We start from the raw sequence: 26,100 nt of genomic DNA on the forward strand, positions 1-26,100 counted from the left end.
CTTTGGAAAAGGTATTTGATCCATTGAGCCAAGGGATGGAAGACCGCATGGTGCTTCCTCTACGTCAATTAGAACGACTTTTCTTTAGAGCCTGGTGCACTTGGCTGTGTTCTAGAGTAGGTTCCTCTCAACAAGAACAACGCAACCGAGAACAATTTATCTCAGTGGTGGCTCAGGTCGAGTCGGCTCTGGGTCGCACCCCAAGCCCTTACTTTCTATCGGGCTTCGGCATCGTCGATGTCATTTTTACGCCTTATGTCGAACGGATGAATGCGAGCCTTTACTACTACAAGGGCTACTCCCTACGAGAGGAAAACCCTCGCTTGAGCGCATGGTTTGCCGCAATGGAAAGCCGACCTACCTACTGCGGTACCCAGAGCGACTTTCACACCCACGTACATGATTTGCCGCCCCAGATGGGGGGCTGTTGGGAAAACGGCGAAACCCAGATGCTTCTCAATAAAGCGCGGGTGGATAACGGCCCCTGGTTTGGGCTACCAGATGTTACTTATCCAGAACCCGAAAATTCTCGCATGGAAGCTCTTAAACGAACTATCGAACACCGCATCAATATTATCCGAGTCAACCCCTTAGATGATAAATTGTTTGATCAAGCGCTACGTTGTGCTTTAACACACATGATGACAGGTGAAGACTGTGTACCTCCATCGGGATCTGATGTCGCTCTCCGATATTTGCGCGATCGCATTAATGTACCACGAGACATGTCTATCTACGCAGCCAAGCGATTGAGGGAATCCCTGGAGAAAACCGCAGCCCTTGTTGGTGATGGGCAGCCAGCCCCCATTCCCACTAAGCATCGAAGAGATCAAGACCCGTCTAACTTTGCCATCAAGTAGGATTACCGCAGCCATCCTAGCAAATGACATCTCATGTACTGGGCGATGACGGGCAGTGGCATCAGTTTATGACCGTAAACTCTCGGCGGAAGCAGTAGTGGAATGCCAGATCACAAAGGCGGACAGGATGGAGGCAATAGCCAATCACTTAACCCGCATTTCTCACAAGCTTGAGGTCAGAGGTGCAGAGGTGCAGAGGGGAAAGAACTTGGTAGGGCTGAGGTACGAAGCCCATCCTACCACGCTTGAGTGCAAACGACATTATTATCTCGGTTTGCAGGTTGCGGTAAGTTCTACATTGTAGAAAGTCCCTGGTTTGGGATTAATTGAACGCAATTCTTGGATAAAAGCATTAAATCTTGTATTGCTTATGCCGAAGCCAGCTTCAGCACAAGCAGATAAACCTCCTTCGATGGGAATAGAACCGGTCCTAGGACTATATACAATGAATTTATCGACGGTACTAGTGCCGACTGCAAACCCGATAACTTGGCGAATTGTTCGCAAAGCAGCATTATCTAAGGAACCACCAATACTGCCAATACTGATATTAACCGCACGACTATTAACCGCACGACTTTCAGCCACAACGGGTGTACTGATTGACAATACTGCCCCGACAATCATTAAACAGGTGAATTTCAACATTATCCTCTACTCCAAAAAATTGAAATACTAATAATTAGGTTTCGACATGGATGAAGTACATTAGAGATGCTAGCCATTTGAAGATTACTTCCGCATTACGTCTTTCCTTTTCTGAAGAATGTTAATTTCTTAAAAATTCTTTATCAAATCGTCTTTGCAGACCCTGCTGCCCAATTGGTGTTGCTTACATGCAATGAAAAACATCTATCAACAGCCATTCCAGCCTGAGACTACTATTAATTTGGTTTCACTCTCAGATAAAATTGCGTAGCCACAAACTTAACATCTCTCTTGGTCGGATCTAAGTCGTCTACTACCTTAGTTCTACCCACAGCAATCAAACCGAGAGTGAAAATTTCTTTGTTTGCCGCTTCAATTTGTTCTGGTGTTGCACGGGTTTGGCTCAAATCGATTGACGAAACTTGAGAAAACAGAGGCTTATTCAAAATAAACTGATCTGTAGAGAAACAAGGGGTGGTGATACAGACAATGCCATTGTTTTTAAGCGCAATAGAAGTACCTTTGAAATGAGCATCTGTAGCAGCGATAAAAGCTTCTTCAACTCTCAATTCCCCAAACTGGCCAATTCCCCCAAATTCCACTGGAACTATAGTACCTCTGAGAATTAGACGGCTACCATCCTGATTTTGAACTTTTGCCAGTTTGTCGAGTGGTAATTTCAGGGAACTCCAATCAATTGAAGACACATAGCATTCATTGCGAAAGACACCATCGACGCAGGGAGTAGTTTTTAGGTTGTTCTGCCTGATGAAAAATCCCCCGCATCTAGGAGAAGCACATCTGCGAAAATCCCTCCGCACCGTGTAATATCCCCACTGGGGAAAGTCTTGATTGTTGACACTGATTGCTGAAGAATCAGTAGTGTCTGGAGCAGAAATGTCCTGAGCATGGATCTTCAGAGAAAATCCGAAGCTAGCTAAAATTGCACCTAATAGGAGAATGAGGCGGTATTTGTAGTAAATTGATTTTTTGCTCATGGTATCTTTAAATTTTGTTTAAGGTTTTCAGACATCTTGTTGCAGCTCACTCGACTGAAATCCTATATAGGTAAAACACGTGGGATAACTGCTTATTATACTGTCATGCTACTTTTTTAGTGTATCAGTGACTGAAACTGTTGTTAACTAGTGAAGATAAGCTGTCAGGAAATAAAATTCTTACAGTTCAATTTAAAACTGAGCAAGTCCTTCTGTGTCACATGTTTCGCTGTCTCGCGGTTAATGCAAATTAAAAAAGCGGTCATCTGATTTGTCTGGAGAATCTTTTCTTTGATGCGACGGGTATTGGTTTGTGCATAACCAAACGGAGGTCGCGGTACAACCTAAATATACATATCAACAGGATACCGCCATGTTGAGCGCATTCTGTGGTTGAATGGCTTAGGGGATGAAAAATCCCAAACACAGCATTAAAATGAGGCGTGCAAATATCATTGTTTGAGGATAATGAATCATGTCTGCAAGAGGAGCTAGTAAAACACTAGATAGTTTGACAATAATGTATTTGATGAAAACTATCTTTATGTGTACAGTTGCAATCTGCACAATAATTTGCATTTACCCGATTAAGACATTAGCAGCAGAAAAACCCACTGCAATTTTTCATGCATTTGATCAGCAGTACAGTGATATTGAAAAGTTTGTATGTAAAATAGGGAAGCAAGGATATTCTCACATTCAAATTTCTCCAGGTCAAAAATCTAATCCGGCTCCAGAATGGTGGGCACGCTATCAACCTGTAGACTACAGCATTATTGAAGGTAGAGGTTCACTGTTCAATTTAAAAAAGCTTATTAGTCAAGCTCACAGTTGTAATGTCAAAGTGATTGCGGATGTTGTTTTCAATCACATGGCGAATTTAGATGGCAATGATGAGTTTGAAGATTTAACGAAATTTCCAGGCCTTTTGATAAGTGATTTTAATTCAGACTTAAAGCGTCCAGGTAAAAAATCTTGTAGCATTAATTATAGTGATGGCAACAGAGATTCAGAAATTAATTGTTGGTTAGGTGGACTTCCTGACCTGAGATTTACCAATAACGTTAAAAGAATTCAAAAAGCTCATTTAAAAAAATTGTTAAATTTAGGAATTGATGGATTTCGGTTTGATGCTGCCAAGCATTTGCCAGCAGATGTTGTCAAAGAGTACATCAGCTATGTGGAGCAAGAAAGTCAGGCAAAAACATGGAATTATGTTGAGGTAATTACAGATAGAGACACCAATGCAGAAGATTATAACTGGATTGCTGCTGTCACAGATTTTGCTCTCTACAATTCAATTAAAAATGCCTTTAGCTTCGGTGGGGATTTGCGTTCGCTGCGAATTTCTACAGGCATAAACGATTTGCATGGCGTTACCTTTGGCAGAAACCACGATACTATCCGCGAGATTAATTCCAATGCTATTAACCCCTATAGCGATCCTTCTGATTCTTTTTTAGCAACAGCGTATGTCCTGGCGAGAGAAAATGGTACTCCTTTAATACTGAACTGGGATAATAGAGATTCTTCTTTTATCAAACATGGTGTAAAATTCCGCCAGATTATGCATCAACGAGGAAATCAGAGAAAAAATATCAAAGAAAATATTTTAACAGGCGTTGATAGCCCGACTGTATTGCTAATGGAGCGAGGCAGTGAAGGATTTTTTGTTGTCAATAAAGGGGAGAATAAATTTAATATCCCAGTACTGGATTTGACCTTAACGAATTTGGATGGATGTTATCGGGAACTCCGTAATAACTTTACTGTTGCTATTGAACATCGCGAACAGGGGAAAAAATTTATAACTCGTTGGGTTAGTTGGAATAGAGGCGGTATGGAAGTTCAAAAACGCGATGCACTCTATTTTATTCGAGAACCTTTTAATAAATGTCAAGTGTAGACGCTTCCTCCATCTTTAAGAGGATGTTTGAAAAGCTGAAGATAGGTATGATTCGCTATTTTGAGTGTCACAAAGTAAAAGGAAGAATCCTAATTTTTCGTTGCTCTGGCTTGGCTACGCTACTTCTGATACCAAACATACTTTTCAAACGCCCTCAAAGAGAGTAGAGAATTTCATGCAATACCGAATAGCAATAATGACGTTAGATATTGCTCTGATTAAGGCTGACCAAGAAAGTCTCCTTTACCAAGTTCTACACCGCAGTGCCTAAGAATGTCATAGGCTGTTGTGACATGGAAATAAAGGTTTGGTAAAACAAAATATAGGAGAAATGGCATTCCTTGAAAAGAGAGAGTGTTGTTACGCATCTGTAGGGTAATTTCTCTCTCTTCTGAACCGTCAATTTGCTCAGGTTTAAAAGTATTTAAATGAGAGATAGTTTTTTGAATACGGTCAATAAGTTGAGGAAAAGTAGTTTCATTGTCCTCGAATTTAGGTGGTTCTATTCCTGCTAACCGTGCGGCACCTCTATTGACTATATCAGAGGCAATTTGCACTTGTTTTGATAATGGAAACATATCTGGGGATAGACGACTATTAATAAACACAGAAGGATCTATTTTTTTAGTTTCAGCATAAGCAGCACCTTTTTCAAGAATGTTTATAAGGTTATTCAGTGCGCGAATAGACACGGGTATTAAAGCTTGGTACATTGAAATGGTCATTGAGATTTCTCCAGAAAAAGTTCAAACGACTTTGAGCCGCCCATCTAATATTAGGGGGTATTGACTGTGATATTGTGTCAAGAATATGGAACCTAATTTAGTCACAGATCCAAAGATACTAAATGTTTTGAACGAACTTATACAACGGGAACCGATTTTTCATCGACCAGAGTTGGGGACGACACGTGCCGACTTTGAGCAGATGACGGAAGCCACATTTTGGGAAGTGGGTGCGTCGGGTCGGCGTTACAGTCGGGAGTATGTGTTGGATGAGATGGAGAAGCGTTATGCCAACCCAGAGGAAGATACATGGCAGACTCGCGACTTTCATTGCCTTGAGATTGCCGCCGAAAACTACCTTGTAACCTATACTCTGATTCAGGGTACTCGCATTACTCGACGCTCAACTATTTGGCGACAGACACCGCAGGGTTGGAAAATTGTGTATCACCAAGGAACCGTGGTAGAAAATGCCTGAATAGAACGTTTACACTATGTACCGATACGAGTTCTCGATATGCTATCTGACGTTGGTGTGCGACTAGAATTTTAGTGAGGCTCAAAGACAGCCCCCATAGTTAATAATCCCTGGATGCTGGATAAGAATTAGTTCTTTTTGCTTGGGACGCGATCTGTTCCCAATAAATCACGCCATCCATTCAATCCATTGCAGCGCATCGACAAGCAGTTGAGCAAATTTGTCCGGGCAAACATCCTCAAACTCCAGCATCACGCTGCAATGCTCATCACTCGTGAGGGTATTGAGTAATTCTTTAATAGTATTGCCTATTTTTGGGCTTGAGCGATTCTTCGAGAACACCGCAGGCATCGCAGAACTTTTTGGTGTACTGAGTGTATCTTAAGTTGCCATGGATGTGATAGCATACCTTCAACAATTTTAGATAGCATATCCTTTCCATGAATCAAGTTCGACTCCCCAAAGTTAGCGTCGCCGTGATTGGTTTGGTAGTTGCAAGCGTATTTTATACTACTCCCGTGTTGGGAGCTATTCTAACTAGACAAGATTTTTCGGGCGATTTTGCCTTAGTTGATGCTAGTAGCCCTTTTTTAGAGAACTTTTTGCCAGAAGAGAGCGAATATTCGGGATTTGTGGTTTACTCAGAAGACGGGATTTTGAGTGATTGGGAGCTATCCGTCAACAATCTAGACCTGAATTTGCAGCCAAGCTTTAATTCCGGCGATTTATCCCCAAATGTCGATTTTGAGCTTGATTCTAGGTCAAACTGGAATTTAGTAGTTGATTTTGGCATTGCTTTTGATGCTCCTAGATATACCTTAGAAAAAACTTCAAGCTCTGAAATTACTTTGACAGGTGAAGTGGGACGGGCAGGAACATACATCTATCAAGATTCTGCTGCCAATATTACCCTGAGTTCTTCATCTACATCAGTACCTGAACCCACTTCCCTACTAGGTCTATTGCTTGGAGTTGGTGCAATTGCTGTCTCTAAAAAAGCTGATGAGACGAAATCTGAAGTATGAATTACTGAACTCTTTACCAAAGCTTTATCGATCTACACTGCTTTGAGCCAATCACAGACCACAGAGGTACACCCCGAAGCAAAGTTAACTCAAAGGAGCAACTGCTCCAGATATGCATTCCAGTAAGGCTCCCCATCAGCAACGCCGACAGCAACGCCTATTGTGGAGACTAGCTCGCTGTAGAACCGACCAGCGCTGTCGATTCCTTCCCGCATTTTCAGCTTCAGCCCCTGCAACCCTTGGATTGTAGGACTCTCAACTTCATTTAATGCTTGGGGGATTGATTGTGATGTGTCAATGAGTGGTGTCTGTATATCTTTATTATTAGTGACTGACACCGACTCACAAAGAAACAGTTTATCCCGATTTAACCACTGCCCAAAAAATAATTAATCTTTCATCTTTCTTTTTACTTGGTTCTTTTTACTTTTTTATAAGCCCTAACCGATGACGCATTTAACCACGCGGTAGAATGGTTGCTCCAGGAGCGTGCATATAGTCAAGCGAGCACAACATCAAAAAAGGAAGTATGTATTATTACTTCTTCAAGCAGTTGCCTACTGGTTTCAAAAAACATTGCTTAGAAACGAGAGAAGATGAAGAGTATATAAAGTTGAGTATTTGTATATACATTTTTCGGCAAAGAATATGAAGAATATACAAAGATGCCTTTTTAGGCATAGATACTTAAGTAAGATATAGGAATCCTACTTGAGTCTTGCTCAGTATACTGAGAAGTCGAGCTTTGGATGTCAAGCTTCTAGGCAGCTTGATTGTTCATAAATCAAATAGGAGTCCTATATTGACTATGCAGTTATTTTGAGGTCATTCAAAATTGCTCTATTTTCAAGCTAGACATTTACACAAAATAGTCCACAAGGAGGGCATAAAAATCTTTCTCTTCTAGTAGGGCTTAGGCACTGGCAAAAAACAAATATTAAGGCTGTGTTTTAGGCATTTAATTGCCAGATTTTTTGATTATTGTTTAATAATTTCTACTGAATAAACATGATTAACAAAGCCTGAAATGAGCGATTATCCTGAATGCAAATGCTTATAATTTTGTACAGTGCTTAAGACTTAGATAGTAAGAGAATAGTTAAATAAGTGTGACATAAAAGCCAGCTAATAGGTGAATTGTCGACAAAATTACTGATTCTTAAGGTTGAGGGATAAAGTATGCCGAAAACGTCAAATTTCGGTGAGTTGTTTGTGTGGTTAACCCACACAAGCAAGGGCTTAAGAAATGAAATTACTGAAAAAATCGATTAACGCAGGGTAGGTAGAAATTTATGGCAAACATCATTGGAACCAACGGTAACGATACCCTACAGGGTAGTTCTGATCAACCAGATACGATTGACGGTAAAGCAGGCAACGATACTATATATATTGATTCTTACGGTGGGAACGACACCTTAACTGGTGGAGGTGGCAATGATAAATTCGTTTACTACTACGGCTACAGCAATACGACTGCTATCATCACCGATTTTGGTGGCGTAGGTAAAGGGAAAAACCCGACAGCATCAGTCATTGCCGAAGTGGACACCCTAGAATTCCAGGGCGATGGTTCCACTGCCCGAAATTTGCTGTTGACCCAGAAAGGCAACAATCTGGAAATCAACTTTGAAGGGGATGCTTATACAACAAGGGTTTTTGGTGCCCCAGTTATCCTGCAAAACTTTGCTTTGGAAAACCTGGAAAACCTCAACAAATCGACAGGAGCCACTGTAGACTTAGGAAATATACTGTTTTCGGGCCAAATTAGCATCACGGATAGCTTTGATGTCTTCAATGCCAACTCGACCCAAAGTACTATCTTCGACAAAAACACAGTCACATTTCTTAACGACCTCAACAATAATGTTAGCGGCTTTAACAACTCAGATGATGTCATCAATGGTCAGGGGGGCGATGACATCATTGACGGCTTGAGTGGGAATGACCTTTTGAGAGGCGGCGCAGGGAATGATACCCTCATTGGTGGTACTGGTAATGATTCTCTTGTTGGCGGTACGGGCAATGACTCCTCCACAGGGAATGACTCCCTCGTTGGTGATACTGGTAATGATTACTTAAATGTTGAATTTTCAATAGGCGATAACACCCTCAAGGGTGGCGTTGGTAACGATACCTTGAATGCTGGGGCAACATCTGGCAATAACTTACTCTTTGGGGGCGATGGCAATGATTCTCTCTCCACCTCTAACGTTTATAGCAGTGTAAATCCTAACATCTATTACCCCTCCTCAGGTAATAACACCCTAGAAGGAGGCGCTGGCGACGATACCCTGAATGCTCAGTCTCCATCAGGCAATAACTTACTCTTTGGGGGCGATGGCAATGATTCTCTCTCCACCTCTGGAATTGCAACTTATAGAGGAGACCCTAATTTTATCTCAGCAGGGAATAACACCCTCAACGGTGGCGCTGGTAGCGATACCTTGAATGCTGGGGCAACATCTGGTAATAACTTACTCTTTGGGGGCGATGGCAATGATTATCTTGATATCTCTGGTATTCCCACTTACTACGATGATAGATTCTTGTCTTCAGGCAATAATACTCTCAACGGTGGTGCTGGTGACGATACCTTGAGGGTTGAGGATTCAACAGGAAATAACTTCCTCTTTGGGGACGATGGTAATGATTCCTTCTATCTAAAATTAGAGAATCAAACGGTAGATGGGGGTAAGGGTGACGATTTGTTGTCCATTAATTACAGTGATTACGGCGCTGCTACAGGAGGGATTACAACGACATTCAATCCAACTACTAACATTGGCTCAATTACGGTTGGCGCCCGGGTTAATTACAAAGATATCGAACGATTAAATATCTCAGGTACAGACTACAATGACAACATTGTGGGGAACAGTGGAAACGATACGCTCTCCACGGGCTATGGTGGCAATGATACCATCGATGGGGGTGAGGGTGACGATGTGTTGTCCGTCAATTACAACGGTAGTGCTGGGGCAATTACAACGACATTCAATCCTACTACTAGCATTGGCTCAATTAAAGCGGGTACGAATCAGGTTAGTTACAAGAATATCGAACGATTAAATATCTTAGGTACAGACTACAATGACAACATTGTGGGGAACAGTGGAAACGATACGCTCTCCACGGGCAATGGTGGCAATGATACCATCGATGGGGGTGAGGGTGACGATGTATTGTCCGTCAATTACAAAGGTAGTGCGGCGATCGCAACAACTTACAATGCCACTACTAACACTGGCTCAATTAGGTCGGGTACGAATCAGGTTAATTACAAGAATATCGAACGATTAAATGTCTTAGGTACAAGTTACAATGACCGAATTGTGGGGAACAGTGGCAAAGATACGCTTTCTGGGGGCGTTGGTAATGATACTTTAACTGGTGGCGCTGGTAATGATCTATTTGTTTACAACAGCGACATTTCCTACAACAAAGATACTGATACTATTACCGATTTCGGTGGTGTGGGTAAAGGCTCAAATCCCTCAGCAACAGTGATTGCCTCTTTAGACACCTTGCAATTTACAAGTAATGGATTCACTGCTCAAAATCTGCAATTAACTCAAAATGGCAACAACTTAGAAATCACTTTTGAAAATCTCGCTAATAGCAAAGTCATTCTGCAAAATTTCAAATTAGAAAACCTGGATAATTTTTCAGTAACTTCTTCACGACCTGCTATTGGCAATATCCTCTTTTATGGAGAAACTAGTGTCACTGACAGTTTTGATGTGTTTGATGCAAATTCCACTCAAACGAACCTGTTCAATAAGAACACTGTTACTTTCCTAAATGACCTCAATAACAATATTACAGGTTTTGACAACTCTAATGATGTCATCAATGGTCAAGGGGGTAATGATATCATCGACGGATTGAGTGGTAATGACATCATTAGAGGTGGTGCAGGCAATGATTCTCTGATTGGCGGTGCAGGCAATGATTCTCTGATTGGCGGTGCAGGTAATAATATCCTTGACGGAGATGCCGGTGACGATATATTGAATGTTAGCGGTTCAATAGGTAATAACACCCTACAAGGAGGTGTCGGTGACGATCGCTTGAGTGCTGGCGCTTCAACAGGCGATAATCTGCTCTCTGGGGGTGATGGTAATGATTATCTTGACATCTCTGGCAGCTACATTAACAGATCTAGCGATGCCTCCGACTCTCGCTCCACAGGTAATAACACCCTAGAAGGAAGTGCAGGTAACGATACCTTGAATGGTAGCGGTTCAAGAGGCGATAATCTGCTCTCTGGGGGCGATGGCAATGATTATCTGAACATCTCTGGCGGCTACTACTCCGACTCTTCCTTTGACTACTCCGAAGATTCTCGCTCCACAGGTAATAACACCTTACAAGGAGGTGCAGGTAACGATAGCTTGTCTGCTAGCCGTTCAACAGGCAATAATCTGCTCTCTGGGGGCGATGGCAATGATTATCTTGACATCTCTGAGAGCAACCCTACTCTTTCCATAGTTAATAACACCCTCAACGGTGGCGCTGGTGACGATACCTTGTCTGCTATCAGTACAAAAGGTAATAACCTCTTTTCTGGGGGTGATGGCAATGATTCCTTCTTTTTAGGTATCGCATCCTCAGGTGATGTCCCTTCTGAACTAGCGACTCAAACGGTAAATGGGGGTAATGGGAACGATTTATTGTCCGTATATCACAATGGTACTACAAAAGGGATCGCTTCGACTTTTAATGCTACTACTAACACTGGATCGGTTACGGCAGATACGTATCTAATTAATTACAACAATATCGAAAGATTAAATATCTCAGGTACAGACTACAATGACTTGATTGTGGGGAGTAACGGCAATGATACCCTGACAGGTGGAAAGGGTAATGACAGCCTAATTGGAGGGAATGGGACTGATACCTTTGTCTTCTATAATTACAATGAAGGTGTTGACGATCTTTATGACTTCAACGCCACTAATGACTTGATTCAGATATCAGCTTTTTCTTTTGCTGGCGGATTATCAATAGGTTCACTCTCAGATGCTCAGTTTACCATTGGAACATCTGCAACGACCAGCGCTCAACGATTTATCTATGACTTTATTACAGGTGGACTGTACTTTGACCAAGATGGTAGTGCATCTGGGTTTAGTCAGGTAAAATTTGCCCAACTTTTGAGTGGATTGTCATTAAACAACAACAATTTTGTTGTTGGTTAATCGAAATTGGCGCTCTGTTGTCATCAACCGGTACGGTTTGTGAGGTGCTATTTTTAGCATCTCGTATTCCATTACTGAATGCAAGTCATAATGGATAAGCGATCACGGAGAGCAACATTAAGCTGTTCGCGTCAATCAGATAGGATTGAAGAACGTCCAACACTAGAACAATTATTAAATCGCCTCGATCGTCTTCAAACTCAGCGATTACTGCAAGAATTGGTAGAAAATAGACCAGAACTAATTGATGATATTGATGATATTGATGAGTTTGTCAGTTTGATAGACTTGCCAAAACCAAAAACAAAACAGCCTTCTACCCGTCAAAGCAAAATTGAAATATCACCTTTTTGCTCTCATGTCAAGCGGATTTTGCGGGATGGATTGAAAGAATTAGAGTATGGTTCAGAAGAAGACCCATTTACAGATGATTTGCTGGCTGTAATTGAGAAAGCGCGGGAGTTGGCAGAAAATGGAGATGGCAATAATGCGATCGCTTCCAGCGGGCGCTCCGCGCCATCGCAATTCTCGAAACTATTACCGAAACTTATGCCCAAGAATGGGACGAGTTGCTAGATTATGGTGGAGACAGTTATTCCATCGCCGAACCTCTTGACAGCGCGTGGACAGAAGCAATTTTGTGTGCAGAAATGTCTACAGGAGAAATAGTAGATTTGCAGTTGATGTTGGAATCATGGCAAGACGAAATCAGTGCAGACTTTAGTATGAGTTTAGAAGCATTGCGTCAAGGTTGGGATTATGAACCACTGCAACAAATTATGCAAGGAGATGATACCGCAGAACTTTGGGAAAATGAACGACCAAGCTTTGCTGATGATTTAGCATTGATTCGCTTGCAAATTCTTGAACGTCAAAATCGTTATACAGAGTATTTAAATCTAGCTTTAGTAGAAGAAATGACTCTGCAATACCTAACGCAATTAGCCGTTTTGGGAAGAGTAGAAGAAGCCATGTCTGCGGCTAAAATCCTGATGGAAAGAGCAGAAGAGGGTTTTGCCCTAGCAAAAATATTGCGGGAAGATGGGTATTTAGTTGAAGCGTTAGAAATATGCCAAGCAGGTATAAATTTAACAGGTAACTGTTTATATGAATTTGCTACTTGGACAAGTGATTTAGCCCAAGGATTAGAAGATAATGCCACTGCCTTAACTGCCAGCATCATTGCTTTTAAAATCAGACCATCGTTTCGATACTATGGTAAGATTCAAGACTATGCAGGAGAAACTTGGTTGACGCTCAAACAAGATTTACTGCAAACACTACGAGATCAGCCAGATTGGGGAATAAAAGAAGCTCAAGTTGGTATTTTCCTCCATGAAGGATTAATTGATGATGCAATTAGAACAGTAGAAAGAGATATTTATTATGCTTCAGAATTGGTTCATCGAGTCATGGATGCAGCAGTTTTCCATCGTCCAGATTGGGTAATTGATAACGCTCGCAGACGGGCAGAACCAATTATGGAACAAGGAAAAGCTGACCGTTATGACGCTGCGGTTAATTGGCTTAAAAAAGCAAAAGCTGCGTATCTCCAACTTAGACAAAAAGCTGAATGGTCTGCTTATCGCTCACAACTAGAAGCGGCTCATGGACGTAAACGTAAATTAATGGAATTATTTAAAGAACTGAATAAATAGTAGTCTGTCAAGCTAACTTTGACGGGTGAGACACTTCTTAAACTTCTCTTTTTTCTCTGTCTCTGTGCCCTCTGCGCCTCTGTGATTCGTTCCTTTACCCTTCAAACTTCACTTAACAGACCAATAGTATGATTAATTTAGCAACTGATACCACAAAATTACAAATACAACTTGCGGATAAATACTTCAAATTACATCCTTCCACACAAAAAATTATCCAATTATTTTCGGTAATTTATGCACCGATAGACAAAAATACATTTGTAAGTTGTCTTAGTAAAATTGACGCTTTAGATGAAAACAATAAACCTTGGGTTACAAAAACACTCAGTTTTCAAATTGATAAATTGTTAAAAGCAGGCTTGTTAATACAGGAAAGCAGGCAAGGTGCTGAATGTCATCCTTTACTCACAGAAATAGCTACTCGCCATGCTGTACAAACCGGACAGTTTGAAATCCTCGTCACAGCAGTAGAGGAGAAGCTACCAATACGTACTCACTGGAACAGAGATTCTCGGATATTCTACAACTTACGCCAGTGTATCAGAGAAATCCGCATTGGTATTTATCGTCAAGACCTTAGTTTTATTAATCAGCAAATTGAAGCTTATCAGAAGTACAGTGATAGCGAAGAAAAAATAATAATAGAAAATATCTTTGAGCAGATATACAATAATCCATTTGATGCAGATTGGTTTAACACCCTACCACAAGGATTATATGAAAGTGGTATATCCAGTATCCTCTTCAATTCAGCCTTAAAATTATCTGCTTCTGAAGATGCGTTGATGCTGCTAGAAGAAGAATGCTCTACACCTGGAAAACATTGCTCAGATTATCTGCACCTGATTTTGACAGAACAACTGTTGTTACAGAATTGTATTCAAGAAGCACAAGAAAGTCTGGAGCGGATATCAAATGAATATCAAAATAACGCTGCTATCTTTTGGGGTTGGTTAAGTTTTCTGCGGGATGATAATGAACAAGCCATCAAATATTATAAAGATGCCCTGAAAGCCATTAAAAAGGCTACAGGCAAACGCCAAATATATTTCAATACAATTGGGGGCTTATTTTTCATCCTCGCACTTTTAAAAGATGGTTCAGCGCAAAGCCTCAAAGAAGCAGAAGAATATAGCAGTTTGATGTCCCGTCAATCAGATCATTGGCTCAGGTTCACTTATGGCAGACTGAAAATGTTACTGCAAGTCCACCAAGGTGATATTACTCAAAAACAATTTGTAGTCAGTGGTCATATTTCTTCCGTAGAAGAAGAAAATAGCTTACAAACATTGTTTTGTTCGCTATGCCTTTACTGGATGGATGCTGAGAGTGCTAAAAAACGCTTACCTAATTTACTAGAACCATTGTATCGGCGATCGCTCGCCTCCGGTTATCACTGGTTGGCAATGGAAACCGCAGAACTCCTATCCCGACTCAAACCAAGTAGTAACTATAATAAACTTGCAGAGGCACTGCGAGAAGATAGCAATATCCAAACCATCGTAGATTTAATTCGACCCCAAGAAGCTTGGGAAATGTGCCTTAATGCCCTGGCAAATCTTCAAAAAGAACCACAAACACCAGGAAAACCAGAATCCGAACTGCGTTTAGCATGGTTCATAACCTTCTATCCCAGTAGATGTGTCTTACAACCAAAGGAACAAAAAGTTAATGCCAAAGGAGAATGGAGTAAAGGTCGCCCCATAGCCCTCAAGCGTCTAAGCAGTGCATTATCTGAGTTTGATTACATCACACCCCAAGATATGCGGGTATGTAGTTGTATTGAGGTATATAGTGAAGGCTATTACGGCAAAGTTGATTATACCTTCGGTGAAAAAGCCATCTCTGCTTTAATTGGACACCCTTTGGTTTTTTGGGAAGATACACCTACTATCCGTGTAGAAATTGTTAAGGGAGAACCAGAACTACTGGTTAAAAAAGGGAAACAAGATCGTCTCACCTTGGAATTTTCTCCCAAATTACCAGAATCACAAAATATTCTGCATATCAAAGAAACTCCAACCCGCATCAGAGTCATTGAAATTACTGCCGAACACAGACGCATTGCGGAGATTATTGGTATAGATAATAAATTAAATGTACCTGCGATCGCAGAGAAACAAGTTTTAGCAGCCATTAATGCCGTCTCTGGCATCGTCACCGTACATTCTGACATTGGTGGCGGTTCTGAAGGTGCAGAAGAAGTACCCGCCCAGACTCTACCCCATATTCACCTTTTACCTGCCAATGCCGGCTTGAAAATCAGCCTTTTGTCGCGCCCCTTTGCCCAAGGTGGCCCCTACTACCGTCCTGGTACAGGTGGTGAAACTGTAATTGCCGAGATTGAGGGTAAACGTCTCCAAACCCGACGAAATCTGTCTGAAGAGAAGCAACTTGCCAAAGACGCTGTAGCCGCCTGCGCCACCTTGACTCAAACTGAAGAACAAGATGGTGAATGGATAATAGAACATCCAGAAGACTGTTTAGAACTGCTGCTAGAACTGCAAGAACTAGGAAATAACGTAGTCATAGAATGGCCACAAGGAGAAAAACTGCGTGTTAGCCACAATGCCGACTTGAAAGACTTTAATTTATCAATTCAACGTCAGCAAGATTGGTTTGCAGCCACAGGGGAGTTGAAATTGAATAACGACCTAGTGCTAGATATGCAGCAACTACTAGAACTATTAGAGAAAACCCCCAGCCGATTTATCCCCCTTGGTGATGGTCAATTTTTGGCTTTAACTCAAGCTTTTCGGAAACGCCTCGACGAATTACGGATGTTTTCGGAAAAACATAGTAAAGGTATTCGTTTTCACCCATTGGCAACATTAGGGTTAGAAGATTTTGTCGATGAAGTAGGTAAGGTAAAAGCAGATAAACACTGGAAAACACATATCCAGCGTCTCAAGGAGGTGCAAAACCTCCAGCCGGAACTGCCATCTACCCTTCAAGCAGAACTACGTGACTACCAGATGGAAGGCTTTTGTTGGCTGGCGCGGCTAGCACATTGGGGTGTGGGTGCTTGTTTAGCAGACCAAATGGGACTCGGTAAGACCTTGCAAGCATTGGCAGTCATTCTCAGAAATGCCCATGAAGGGCCAACCCTAATTATTGCCCCCACTTCTGTATGTATGAATTGGGTGAGTGAAGCGCAGAAGTTTGCCCCAACTCTCAATATTATTCAATTTTCTGGTGCTAACCGCCAAAAATTATTGGATGGTTTACAACCTTTAGATATGTTGGTATGCAGTTATGGTTTATTACAGCAGGAAGAAGTAGCACAAATGCTTGCTCAGATACAGTGGCAAACTATTGTCCTAGATGAAGCCCAAGCGATTAAAAATATGACCACTAAGCGTTCTCAGGCAGCCATGAACCTAAAATCTAATTTTAAGTTGCTGACTACTGGGACTCCCATTGAAAATCACCTGGGTGAGTTGTGGAATTTATTCCGCTTTATTAATCCTGGGTTATTGGGTTCTTTTGAAAGCTTCAATCAACGCTTTGCTACCCCCATTGAAAAATATCAAGATAAACTTGCACGTAATAAACTCAAAAAACTTATTCAACCATTTCTATTGCGGCGGACAAAAAATCAAGTACTAGAAGAGTTGCCATCTCGTACCGAAATTCTCCTTCATGTAGAGTTAAGTCGAGAGGAAAAGGCGTTCTATGAAGCGTTGCGCCGTCAAGCCATATCTAAACTGACCGAAAGTGATGCAGAAGCAGGAAAGAAACATTTGCAGGTTTTAGCTGAGATTATGAAACTGCGTCGCGCTTGCTGTAATCCTAGTTTGGTTATGCCTGATACGGAATTATCCAGTTCCAAGTTGCAACTTTTTGGTGAAGTGCTGGGTGAACTGCTGGAAAATCGTCATAAGGCGTTAGTGTTTAGTCAGTTTGTTGATCATTTGCACATCATCCGCGATTACCTGGAACAGCAAGGTATTAATTATCAATATCTAGATGGCAGTACTTCAGTGGCAGAGCGCAAAAAACGGGTCGATGCGTTCCAAGCTGGTTCAGGGGATGTCTTTCTGATTAGTCTCAAAGCAGGGGGGACAGGACTTAATCTAACTGCGGCTGATTATGTCATCCATACAGATCCTTGGTGGAATCCCGCAGTGGAAGACCAAGCCTCAGACCGCGCCCATCGCATTGGGCAACAACGCCCAGTTACTATTTATCGTCTAGTAGCAAAGGATACTATTGAAGAAAAGATTGTGCAATTGCATCAGCACAAGCGAGATTTGGCAGACAGCCTCTTGGAAGGTGCTGATATCAGTGGCAAGATTTCGACGGAAGTATTGTTACAGTTGATTAGCGAAGGTTAAGGCATTTACCAAGGCTTTTTTGACTGATTATATTGCACCAATTCTCGCACAATTTCTGGCAGACTCACGCCCCGCGCTTTCTGGCATCGGTGTTGCCTCACTCGCCTCCCCAGAAACATTAGTTGAGATTGAGGCAACAGCAGCCCTTAAGTACACTTCTGAAGAATGGAGATTTAACGATATGGAGATGAATATTACTTCTGAAGGAAGCAATCCCTCGGTTCTAATTCAGATGGAAGCTGCGATTAATGCTCATGACATTGATGCGTTCGTGAACTGCTTTGCTAATGACTTTGTGGGTGAACAGCCAGTACACCCGAAGCGAAACGTCACTGGCGCAGAACAGGTGCGAAAGAACTGGACTGGTATCTTTGCTCAAGTTCCCGACCTCCAAGCAAAATTAGTTGCCCATACGATCGCTGGTGACATGGGTTGGTCGGAGTGGCATTGGCAAGGAAAACATATAAACAGCACAGAATTCAATATGCGAGGCGTTGTCGTTGTTGGACTAAGAGAAAACACGATCGCATGGGCGCGGCTGTACATGGAGCCAGTTCAAAGCCTACCAAAGTAACACTGGCGACCATCCTACTTCCAATTTCCGACTTGCTCATTAGCAACGACCAAACTATGAACGCAAATCGGTGTGTAATTCCCCTTGCCAAGTCTCCCCAGGACTATCAAGCTTTTCGGATTAGCTCTCACGATACCAATAGATTAGCGATCGTCTTTGACAAACTGGAGTGATATCAAGGTTTTCAGCAGCAGATACTATTGTTTGCTGATTTTGATGATTTGCTCCCGCGAGTTAAACCGTGGCGCTCACTCCCTACTATCAACACATCCCCACTAATTTTTTTGACTATAATAAATAGTTTGACAGGATTGGCAGAGGATGGACACATGGGCTGGGAACTCCAACTGAACGCGCTCCCCTCGAAATGCACCTTACTCGAAAACGTCGTTAACAGTGACATTGATGCCGAATATCTTTCGTTTGTAAGGAGCTATTTTAGCCTGCGCCGCGAACAGCACAGTCGGGTCAACAAATTTCCTTATGGTGAGGCTGAATATAAACAGTTTGTCGATGCCCTTGAGGAACTCGTCGAAACGCACCCCGGAATTGAGAATCGATACTGTGATCTTTCTAGGCGATTCGATTGGATAAAATGGTTGCTGATGAAATGCGCTCTCTCCGAAGAGGAGGAATCGTTGGCTGTCACTGCAATCACGGGCCAATCAAACGTGTTACCTTCTGCACGAAGCACACAAGGATTCCCCATCCGTTGGACTCCTGCCGACAAATGCAAGTTGATTCACATTTGGCTTAGTGGAATTACTAAAGAAGATATCAAGTCTAAGTACGCTCCGGTACTTATGTACGATGCACACCTTTACAAGTGGCACCAGACGAGGGATACTGACGAGGCATTTGAATCGATCGTCAGGGACTTCACGGCACTCAAGCGATTCTACGAAGATGTGGTAGATCATTCAGAGGCTGTTCTTGTAGTCACCGACTGATACGCTTGGGTGAGTATGACTACTAACTAATTTTTGCAGCTTGTTTTTGGTCGTTCTCTAATACCGAGAAGTACAGCCGAGCATTCAGGAGCTTCTTCCACCCAGTCAACTTAAACAGGTATTCATCAAAACAGCATGAACGATACTGTACCAGCTTCGATGAGAAGCGACTGACGCACTATTCTGTTTCGATAAAAAACACTCTTGCACCAAAAGTCCGCGCTCCGGTTGAGCAACATACTCCTTTAATGTCATAGTTTGACCAAAAATTAGTATATTTTCAGTAATAAGCTTTGCAAGTACTGTATATCTAGCTAAGTACTTTTGTATGTAAATATCAGTATTAGATGTTAAAGTCTTATAGCCAAATTTTATTGAACCTTCTACTAGGGATTACTGCCCTTCTTTCAATAGGTGTTGGTTTCCTTTGGCAGTATCCTTTCGAGTTATTAAGTCACGGCAGAGTTTATTACTTTTTAGTCTCTTTACTCATCACTATCGGGACTTTGTGTGCTTGGTTCGCTAGAATTCGTTGGCAGGGCACACTGTTTTTTGCTCTTGCTTTGCTAGCGTTTAATAGCGTTTGGATATTACCTTGGTATTTGCCTAATAGCCACCAAGGGCGAGGTGAATCTATAAGAGTTCTAGAATTTAACATCAACACTCAAAATACTCAGTTGAGATATGTGGCTAATTTCGTTGAACAGCAAAAGCCTGACATAGCTGTATTAATCGAGATCAGCTCGCCCGCAATGAAAGAACTAACCGCGCACCTGCAAAATACTTTCCCGTTTAGTTACCGGACTTCTGGTGGTGGTTTGGCTGTTTTTAGCCGTTTTGGGTTGGTAAATCCTCAAGGAAAGGCACTAAGTGCAGGAACGATTTTAAGCACATCTGTAAAAATTAGTAATAAAAATATTACTTTGGTAGCAGCCCACCCAATAGTACCGATCAAACCTGATCTTTTTGCGAAACGTAACACCGCATTAGCTGAAGTAACTCAGTACTTGCAAACTCAAAAGGATAAAAGACTAATATTTGCAGGTGACTTAAACCTAACTCCTTGGTCGCCATACTATAAAAGGCTAGTTGAAAAAACGGGTCTACACAATACAAAATTGGGCTTTGGGATAGAACCTTCATGGGTTGAATCGGCAACGCATGTTCATTTACCAGCCTTGATTATAGGCGTACTTAAGCTGCCAATAGATCATATTTTTGTTAGTAATGATATCAAAGTTGTAGATTGTAAAACTATTAAAGGTGGAAATTCAGACCATCGGATGCTATTAAGCGATTTAGTCATTTAAAAATGGTCATTAGGCAGAAAAAACTTTTTCGAGGAGGAAATCCAAATTATCATTAGGATAGTATTCTTTTGTTTTTTTTCCGAACTTGAATCAATATATGGTAATGCGGCGCATCTGTCACCAGTTGAGCAAATTCGTTATCTCCACATTCTCCAACTCCAGCATCACGCCGTGACACTCACCACTCTTGCCCAAAGTTGCCCATCTCTTCTTTTGAGCCATCGCCAGCCACAAGCAAAGGCTAAAAATGCTCTTAAAAAGCTCAAAGTAAGAAAATTGAGAACTTAGATTTTTACTTGGGTTGCCACAATGGAGTGATATCAAGCTTTTCAGCAGTAGATACGACCCCCTGAGCGATATTCGTTATTTTGCCTTGGGTGATGCTCATGAAATGCCGCCTCCAGGGTTTAATGAACTTGTTTTGATCGGCTTAAATAGTGACACGCACAATGAGATCGTTGAAGTCTTTATCTCCACCACCCCGTAAATCCTCAAAGCCAAATGTATTGTTACCGAGGAGGCGAATATGATCGGCTTGATCGGAATTTCCTCCAAGGTAGGCGAAATATACCTGATCCAACTTTTGACCATTGACAACCTCGTTCACTGAAGCATTTGCAATTAAGAAAGGAGCAAAAATAGAGCCACCTGCAAACTGTCCTGACACGGTTGCTGTTTGTTGGTTTTTTACACTTAAGTCAATTCCTGTTATGCGATTATTTACCGCTGCTTGAGAGTAACCTGTTCCGCCCGGCAGAATGTCTGCCGTACCATCACCATTGGTATCAATTCCACCATTCTGGTCTACTACGCGGTAAAATCCAACAAAATTGTCGAAAGCTGCTTCACGGTTGACGGTAAATGAAGTACTAACTTGTCCTGTCAGAGAGCGCAAATCTAGCACCTCACTCTGCCCTTGCAAAGCTGATCCTGCTGAGGCACTCTGGCTAACTGTCTTAACTTCCAGCACTATATCATTAAAGTCATTGTTACCACTGTTTGGACTATCTTCAAAGCCAAAGGTGAAATTACTGGCAGTAGCACTAGAAATACGCACCGAAGTCTGGCTACTCAAAAAGACGCTGTTAGCAGAAATCTTTCTGGCTCGTAATTCATCAAGGCTACCGTTTTGAATCAATAAAGTGGAGAAGCGTGCATTTGACCCAAAATCTAAAATACTTGATAGTTCACCGCCAAAGCCATTAGGATTGTTACTGAGTGTAGAGAAGATGGTACGAGAACGAGCGATCGCAGCTTCAAGATAGCCTGTGGCATTAGGGGCAACGCCATTGATATTACCTAAATCGTCATCAACGGTGAAAGCAACGATCTCGTTGACAACGGTATTCTTTCGACTGGATAACGAAAACTGCACAAGGCTTTGAAAGTTGCTAGCAATAGAGATAATGGCACTACCGTTAGCAGCAAAGTTAGGCGCGATCGTGCCAACACTATCATTGTCAGTAATGTTCAAGATAGCAGTATCCTGTGCTGCTAAAACAGCTCCGTTTGTGGCATTTTTTAAGGACAGTGTAACTGTCTCATTACCTTCAAGCAGGCTGTCATCAGTAATATTTAAGGTGGCAGTGGCAGTAGTCTGACCATCAGCAAAAGTTACAGTTACAGGTGCGCCATTATAATCAGAACCAGCAGTTGCTGTTCCACCTGTAGCAGCCAAATCTACTGTGAAAGAACCACTCGAACCACCTGTGCGAACTAAATCGAGCGCGATCGCTGTGCCATTCTCAGCAACAGTATAGGTAGGGTTGCCAAATGCCACTGTGCCAGTAGGAGATTCTGCAACTGTCAAACCAGCTAAACTTGTACCTAAACCAATGGGACCGAGCAGTGTAGCAGCCCCTGTGCTTAGTTCAATCGTATATAGATTAGTCAAACCTCCAACGTTCAATGCTGCTACCCCCCGTCCTGAAGCTGCTGCATTTGATGCAGTAACTCGTACATTTGACGGAATATCGAAACCGCCAACTTCAGTAAAGTCTAGTGCAGCACCGTTAAGCGTAACTGACAATTGAACTATTTGGGTGCCATTGTTAGGCGGGTTCTGAATAAACAGGCTGTTGCTAGTTGGATCTAGCGTGTATTGAGTTGTAAAAGTGGTTCCATTGAAGCTGTTTGTATAGGCAGTGGCAGAAATCCCTGTAGAACCGACAGGAAGTCCATTAATTGCACCATCTGAGTTAATACCTGTTGCTCCAGTATTTCCATCAACAGCGAGACCTGTAATTGGATTGAGGCGGAAATTCAAACCACTATTTGTGACGACACGGATACGATCAACCGTTGGATTAAAGTCAAAACCAAAACCAGTGTTAGCAGGGGGTAGATCAACAGGATTACCCATAACATCAACAAGGGCAATTTGCCCTGCTGAACCACCGACAATTGTTGCTGTTGCAGTTTGAGGGTCAATCAGGTACAGAGTGCCTGTGTTATTTGTATCGTTAATTCCCAGTGCATATAACTGCCCAGTAGCTGGACGTAGGTCAATGCCTACTAGGATATCACCTGGCGTTACACCAGTAATTGTGGCGGTTGCTACTGTTGCAGAACTGGCACTATTGAACCGAAGGAGTTGAGTCCCATCGGCAGTCAATCCAATCAGAGGTACGCCACCAGAAGCCATTTCGTTTTGGAGTGCAAACCCTTGAACTGCATCTGTGCCTGTACCCACTGTTCCGATCAGTGTGGCAACACCTGTAGAAAGTTCAATTCCATAAAGTCCGGTGATACTACCGACCGTGAGAACCGCAAATGCCTGTCCAGTGGCTGGAGTATTTGATACTGAAACATTGACACCAGATGGGATATCAAAGCCATTAACACTAGTAAAGTCTAGAGGAGTGCCATTAAGGGTGACTACCAGTGGCGATATCTGGGTGCCATTATTGGGTGGATTCTGAATGAATAGTGTATTACTGACTGAATCCAGTGTGTATTGTGTGGTCGTTGTAACGTTGGGAGCGCTGTTTGTATAGGCAGTGGCATTGACTGTAGTGGTACCACCATTGATTGAACCATCAGGATTCACACCCATTATGGATAAGTTACCATCGATCGCCGCCCCAGTATTGGGATTAACGCGAAAGTTGAGTCCATTGGAGGTAACAATGCGGAGGCGATCGACTGTTGGATTGAAATCTATTCCCAAGTCGGAACCTGTAATTGCAACAGGGTTGCCGACACTATCAACAAGTTGCCCTAATGTCCCAATAGCAACAGCTAACCCAGTTTGGATACTAATGGCATAAAGCTGGGCATTGCCCATACCATCGCTAGCGATTCCGTAGAGTTTGCCGTTTTGGGGACGGAAGTCAATACCTACTAAATTCTGCCCTGTCGCCAGTCCAGTAATAGGGATATTAGCGTTAAGATTATCGGGGTTAGAAGTATCAAACGAGATCAGAGTGTTATTACTGAGAACGTATGCTGTTGTCATGTTTTAATTTCTTTACTTAATAATTTTTTGAATAAACTTGGACTGTAGCTGTGTGGGCTGAGGATTTGATAAAAATCCATCTCGATTGCCGTTGGCATTCCTTGAATAGAAGTCCAAGTGTTTTTAGATTTAGGTATGTGTTACCCAGAGCTAAACAGTCTGGTGAACTATTTCTCTACAGGATTTACTTAAGGGTAAGAACTATAAGTGCCAATGTACTCAGTAAAACTACGATAAAAAATGAAAATTCAATTTATTTTTTCAGTAAAGTTACTGAAAAAGAAGCACTACTGCTTCTTTTTAGTCATCGGGGTGCTTAGGCAATACTTCTCGGTTAAGGACAAAAGCAGGGTAAAGTGATAATTCTTCTCCAAGAAGTGCGATCGCCTATGGCGGGCGGTACGCCATGAGAAAAAGTGGTGCAGCTAAAAGATTTCTCGTTAATCACGCCAACGTTAGATACCCCCAATTAATATTCAAAGCGATAGAAACAGTCATTTCTTCGTCCGTGATTAGACAAACTCTATCAGAGACAGGCAGTTATAAACCCACTTCCAGTTTTTCTGTAAATCCATCCCACATAGTCCATCTAAAAATCGGCCTTTCAAGGGCAACTTTTGAGCGATGCCTACAAGGGGCTATTCGCTGTGGGTTCCGATATTGCGCTTCTTGCCAATCTCTGCGATTAATAAGCGTGAGCTTTGTGAATGACCGACACTGCTTCTAGCCAATCACAGATCACAGACTTACACCCGTCCGTAAAGTTAACCCAGACCTGCCACTACCCCAGGTATGCGTTCCAGTAAGTACCTCTTCTAATATTCGGGAGGTTGTGTCAATCACTGGTGTCGATAAAACTATATTATTACTGACTGACACCAACTCACAAGAAAATGCTTCATCCCGATTTAACCACTGGCGGAAAATCGAATCACGCTCGTCATCAGGGGCAACAAACCGATAAACACACTCCCGATTTTCACGCTTACCCAACCGACCGACGTAATCGAGTTTCAAATCAATCTTGGCAAGTAATTTCTGTGCGATTGCAATCGGGGTAAGTTTTTCTGAGATACTGACATTCAAGTAATTTTTGATAACGTGCCGATGCGTTACAGCCAGTGCCTTAAACTCCAACATTTTCTCGTCAGACCCCCGCAACTGAACGTCTGGTGTAAGAAACTGCAATAGATTCAAATTTTCGAGTAACAACACAGCAGGCAATAGCTGCCCCTTGTTAAAATCTGGTTTCCAAATCGAATTCTCCCCAGCTTCGAACTGCGATGCTGCCCGTTTGGTATCACGGTTGGTCACAAACTCTCGCCCCAGCGTCAAATAATAGTGCATCCGCAGTTGGGGATACCAGCCGTCGTCATCCTTCTCAACCAAATCAGGGGTTACGCCAATTTCGTAGCGACGCGACAATTCGGCTTTACGCTGCTGGTGTCGTTCGGTTTTCGTTTTCGCCCGTTTATCTTGCAGTTTTTTCAGTTCAGTCTGGGAAAGTTCATCAGCTTGCGCGATCGCAGATTGTACCGCTCGACCCACAAGACGTTTGAGGAATATTGCCGTTCTCGGTTTGCGTATACTCACCGCCATGTAAATTATTTAATAGCTGCTTCAAATGTAGTTGACAACATAATAATGGGAACCAATGGTTCCCAAATTTTGCCTACAACCGAACGCCAAGTTCGACCACTGACTAAGCTAGAACCATCGCAACAGCAAGAAGTATGGCGGCAAGCGGTGGAGCAGGCAGGGGGAAAAGTGCCGCCAGCCAGAATTGTCAAAGATGTGGTGCAGCGCATCATGGAAAGGACGAAAGTACCAAACACATACCAAATTGGCGAAGTCTGCCAAATTCTTGCTAAGGACAATCCCGAACTGAGAGGCAAAGGTGGCTGTTGGGGTAAGTAATCAAACAAAATTAATTACACAAATCAATATACAATATGATCTAGGAT

Annotated in this window: 18 protein-coding genes and 2 pseudogenes; 13 read left to right on the forward strand and 7 right to left on the reverse strand. The window is 42.3% G+C overall.

Going from position 1 to position 26,100, the window contains the following annotated elements; all coding sequences use genetic code 11:
• A partial coding sequence (locus ABF638_RS26035) for a glutathione S-transferase family protein (protein ID WP_435025798.1) occupies positions 1–860 on the forward strand: 860 nt, incomplete at its 5' end.
• Positions 861–1,124: 264 nt separating this feature from the next.
• Here the strand turns inward: ABF638_RS26035 and ABF638_RS26040 are convergent.
• Both ABF638_RS26040 and ABF638_RS26045 read right to left on the reverse strand, forming a co-directional pair.
• Positions 1,125–1,508: a hypothetical protein gene (locus ABF638_RS26040; RefSeq protein WP_435025800.1), complete on the reverse strand. Its 384-nt coding sequence runs from the start codon at positions 1,506–1,508 to the stop codon at positions 1,125–1,127.
• Between the two features lie 236 nt (positions 1,509–1,744).
• Positions 1,745–2,506 (reverse strand): DUF6748 domain-containing protein, encoded by a 762-nt coding sequence (locus ABF638_RS26045; protein ID WP_435025801.1) that lies wholly within the window; start codon positions 2,504–2,506, stop codon positions 1,745–1,747.
• Between the two features lie 475 nt (positions 2,507–2,981).
• On the opposite strand from ABF638_RS26045, the gene ABF638_RS26050 reads away from it, so the two are divergent.
• Positions 2,982–4,412 carry an alpha-amylase family glycosyl hydrolase gene (locus tag ABF638_RS26050; protein WP_435025802.1) on the forward strand — a complete coding sequence of 477 codons (1,431 nt, stop codon included), beginning with the start codon at positions 2,982–2,984 and terminating at the stop codon, positions 4,410–4,412.
• Between the two features lie 218 nt (positions 4,413–4,630).
• Here the strand turns inward: ABF638_RS26050 and ABF638_RS26055 are convergent, their stop codons facing one another.
• The gene (locus ABF638_RS26055) at positions 4,631–5,137 is read right to left on the reverse strand and encodes a DUF1993 domain-containing protein (protein WP_435025803.1); all 507 of its coding nucleotides are present in this window, start codon (positions 5,135–5,137) and stop codon (positions 4,631–4,633) included.
• 85 nt (positions 5,138–5,222) lie between these two features.
• On the opposite strand from ABF638_RS26055, the gene ABF638_RS26060 reads away from it, so the two are divergent.
• A complete protein-coding gene (locus ABF638_RS26060) occupies positions 5,223–5,615 on the forward strand; it encodes a hypothetical protein (protein ID WP_435025804.1) in 393 nt (130 codons plus the stop codon).
• 168 nt (positions 5,616–5,783) lie between these two features.
• On the opposite strand, the gene ABF638_RS26065 is transcribed toward ABF638_RS26060, so the two are convergent.
• On the reverse strand, positions 5,784–5,966 hold the full coding sequence (locus tag ABF638_RS26065; RefSeq protein WP_435025805.1) for a hypothetical protein: 183 nt from the start codon (positions 5,964–5,966) through the stop codon (positions 5,784–5,786).
• Between the two features lie 89 nt (positions 5,967–6,055).
• On the opposite strand from ABF638_RS26065, the gene ABF638_RS26070 reads away from it, so the two are divergent.
• Complete coding sequence (locus tag ABF638_RS26070) at positions 6,056–6,640, forward strand: PEP-CTERM sorting domain-containing protein (RefSeq protein ID WP_435025806.1); 585 nt, start codon at positions 6,056–6,058, stop codon at positions 6,638–6,640.
• Between the two features lie 89 nt (positions 6,641–6,729).
• Here ABF638_RS26070 and ABF638_RS26075 read toward each other — a convergent pair whose 3' ends face one another.
• Positions 6,730–6,978: a hypothetical protein gene (locus ABF638_RS26075; RefSeq protein ID WP_435025807.1), complete on the reverse strand. Its 249-nt coding sequence runs from the start codon at positions 6,976–6,978 to the stop codon at positions 6,730–6,732.
• A gap of 954 nt (positions 6,979–7,932) precedes the next feature.
• Here ABF638_RS26075 and ABF638_RS26080 point away from each other — a divergent pair.
• The 8 genes and pseudogenes from ABF638_RS26080 (at position 7,933) to ABF638_RS26115 (ending at position 20,679) form a co-directional block, all read left to right on the forward strand.
• On the forward strand, positions 7,933–11,847 hold the full coding sequence (locus ABF638_RS26080; RefSeq protein WP_435025808.1) for a beta strand repeat-containing protein: 3,915 nt from the start codon (positions 7,933–7,935) through the stop codon (positions 11,845–11,847).
• A 90-nt stretch (positions 11,848–11,937) separates the two neighbouring features.
• Positions 11,938–12,423 carry a hypothetical protein gene (locus ABF638_RS26085; RefSeq protein ID WP_435025809.1) on the forward strand — a complete coding sequence of 162 codons (486 nt, stop codon included), beginning with the start codon at positions 11,938–11,940 and terminating at the stop codon, positions 12,421–12,423.
• Entirely contained in the window at positions 12,417–13,505 is a 1,089-nt protein-coding gene (locus ABF638_RS26090; protein WP_435025810.1) for an SWIM zinc finger domain-containing protein, read from the forward strand. The genes ABF638_RS26085 and ABF638_RS26090 overlap by 7 nt, the downstream gene beginning before the upstream one ends.
• 128 nt (positions 13,506–13,633) lie before the next feature.
• The gene (locus ABF638_RS26095) at positions 13,634–17,845 is read left to right on the forward strand and encodes a DEAD/DEAH box helicase (protein ID WP_435025811.1); all 4,212 of its coding nucleotides are present in this window, start codon (positions 13,634–13,636) and stop codon (positions 17,843–17,845) included.
• Between the two features lie 19 nt (positions 17,846–17,864).
• On the forward strand, positions 17,865–18,419 hold the full coding sequence (locus ABF638_RS26100; RefSeq protein ID WP_435025812.1) for a nuclear transport factor 2 family protein: 555 nt from the start codon (positions 17,865–17,867) through the stop codon (positions 18,417–18,419).
• Between the two features lie 56 nt (positions 18,420–18,475).
• Positions 18,476–18,580: pseudogene (locus ABF638_RS26105) on the forward strand (cupin domain-containing protein); the annotation flags it as partial.
• Positions 18,581–18,748: 168 nt separating this feature from the next.
• A complete protein-coding gene (locus tag ABF638_RS26110) occupies positions 18,749–19,369 on the forward strand; it encodes a DUF1877 family protein (RefSeq protein ID WP_435025813.1) in 621 nt (206 codons plus the stop codon).
• 347 nt (positions 19,370–19,716) lie between these two features.
• Entirely contained in the window at positions 19,717–20,679 is a 963-nt protein-coding gene (locus ABF638_RS26115; RefSeq protein WP_435025814.1) for an endonuclease/exonuclease/phosphatase family protein, read from the forward strand.
• A 430-nt stretch (positions 20,680–21,109) separates the two neighbouring features.
• Here the strand turns inward: ABF638_RS26115 and ABF638_RS26120 are convergent, their stop codons facing one another.
• Complete coding sequence (locus tag ABF638_RS26120) at positions 21,110–24,136, reverse strand: DUF4394 domain-containing protein (protein ID WP_435025815.1); 3,027 nt, start codon at positions 24,134–24,136, stop codon at positions 21,110–21,112.
• A 738-nt stretch (positions 24,137–24,874) separates the two neighbouring features.
• The gene (locus tag ABF638_RS26125; RefSeq protein ID WP_435025816.1) at positions 24,875–25,735 is read right to left on the reverse strand and encodes a hypothetical protein; all 861 of its coding nucleotides are present in this window, start codon (positions 25,733–25,735) and stop codon (positions 24,875–24,877) included.
• Between ABF638_RS26125 and ABF638_RS26130 the strand changes: the two are divergent.
• A pseudogene (locus ABF638_RS26130) lies at positions 25,628–26,047 on the forward strand (hypothetical protein); the annotation flags it as partial. The gene ABF638_RS26125 and the pseudogene ABF638_RS26130 overlap by 108 nt on opposite strands.
• Positions 26,048–26,100: the final 53 nt, after the last annotated feature.

Source organism: Nostoc sp. CALU 1950, assembly GCF_051172895.1.
GTDB lineage: Bacteria > Cyanobacteriota > Cyanobacteriia > Cyanobacteriales > Nostocaceae > Nostoc > Nostoc edaphicum_A.

Bases quoted from the DNA above. Each gene is read 5' to 3' on its own strand.
- ABF638_RS26065 (WP_435025805.1), bottom strand. From the start codon at position 5,966: ATGCCTGCGGTGTTCTCGAAGAATCGCTCAAGCCCAAAAATAGGCAAT.
- ABF638_RS26060 (WP_435025804.1), top strand. From the start codon at position 5,223: ATGGAACCTAATTTAGTCACAGATCCAAAGATACTAAATGTTTTGAAC.
- ABF638_RS26125 (WP_435025816.1), bottom strand. From the start codon at position 25,735: ATGGCGGTGAGTATACGCAAACCGAGAACGGCAATATTCCTCAAACGT.
- ABF638_RS26120 (WP_435025815.1), bottom strand. From the start codon at position 24,136: ATGACAACAGCATACGTTCTCAGTAATAACACTCTGATCTCGTTTGAT.
- ABF638_RS26080 (WP_435025808.1), top strand. From the start codon at position 7,933: ATGGCAAACATCATTGGAACCAACGGTAACGATACCCTACAGGGTAGT.
- ABF638_RS26055 (WP_435025803.1), bottom strand. From the start codon at position 5,137: ATGACCATTTCAATGTACCAAGCTTTAATACCCGTGTCTATTCGCGCA.
- ABF638_RS26115 (WP_435025814.1), top strand. From the start codon at position 19,717: ATGTTAAAGTCTTATAGCCAAATTTTATTGAACCTTCTACTAGGGATT.
- ABF638_RS26110 (WP_435025813.1), top strand. From the start codon at position 18,749: ATGGGCTGGGAACTCCAACTGAACGCGCTCCCCTCGAAATGCACCTTA.
- ABF638_RS26040 (WP_435025800.1), bottom strand. From the start codon at position 1,508: ATGTTGAAATTCACCTGTTTAATGATTGTCGGGGCAGTATTGTCAATC.
- ABF638_RS26085 (WP_435025809.1), top strand. From the start codon at position 11,938: ATGGATAAGCGATCACGGAGAGCAACATTAAGCTGTTCGCGTCAATCA.
- ABF638_RS26045 (WP_435025801.1), bottom strand. From the start codon at position 2,506: ATGAGCAAAAAATCAATTTACTACAAATACCGCCTCATTCTCCTATTA.
- ABF638_RS26070 (WP_435025806.1), top strand. From the start codon at position 6,056: ATGAATCAAGTTCGACTCCCCAAAGTTAGCGTCGCCGTGATTGGTTTG.
- ABF638_RS26050 (WP_435025802.1), top strand. From the start codon at position 2,982: ATGTCTGCAAGAGGAGCTAGTAAAACACTAGATAGTTTGACAATAATG.
- ABF638_RS26095 (WP_435025811.1), top strand. From the start codon at position 13,634: ATGATTAATTTAGCAACTGATACCACAAAATTACAAATACAACTTGCG.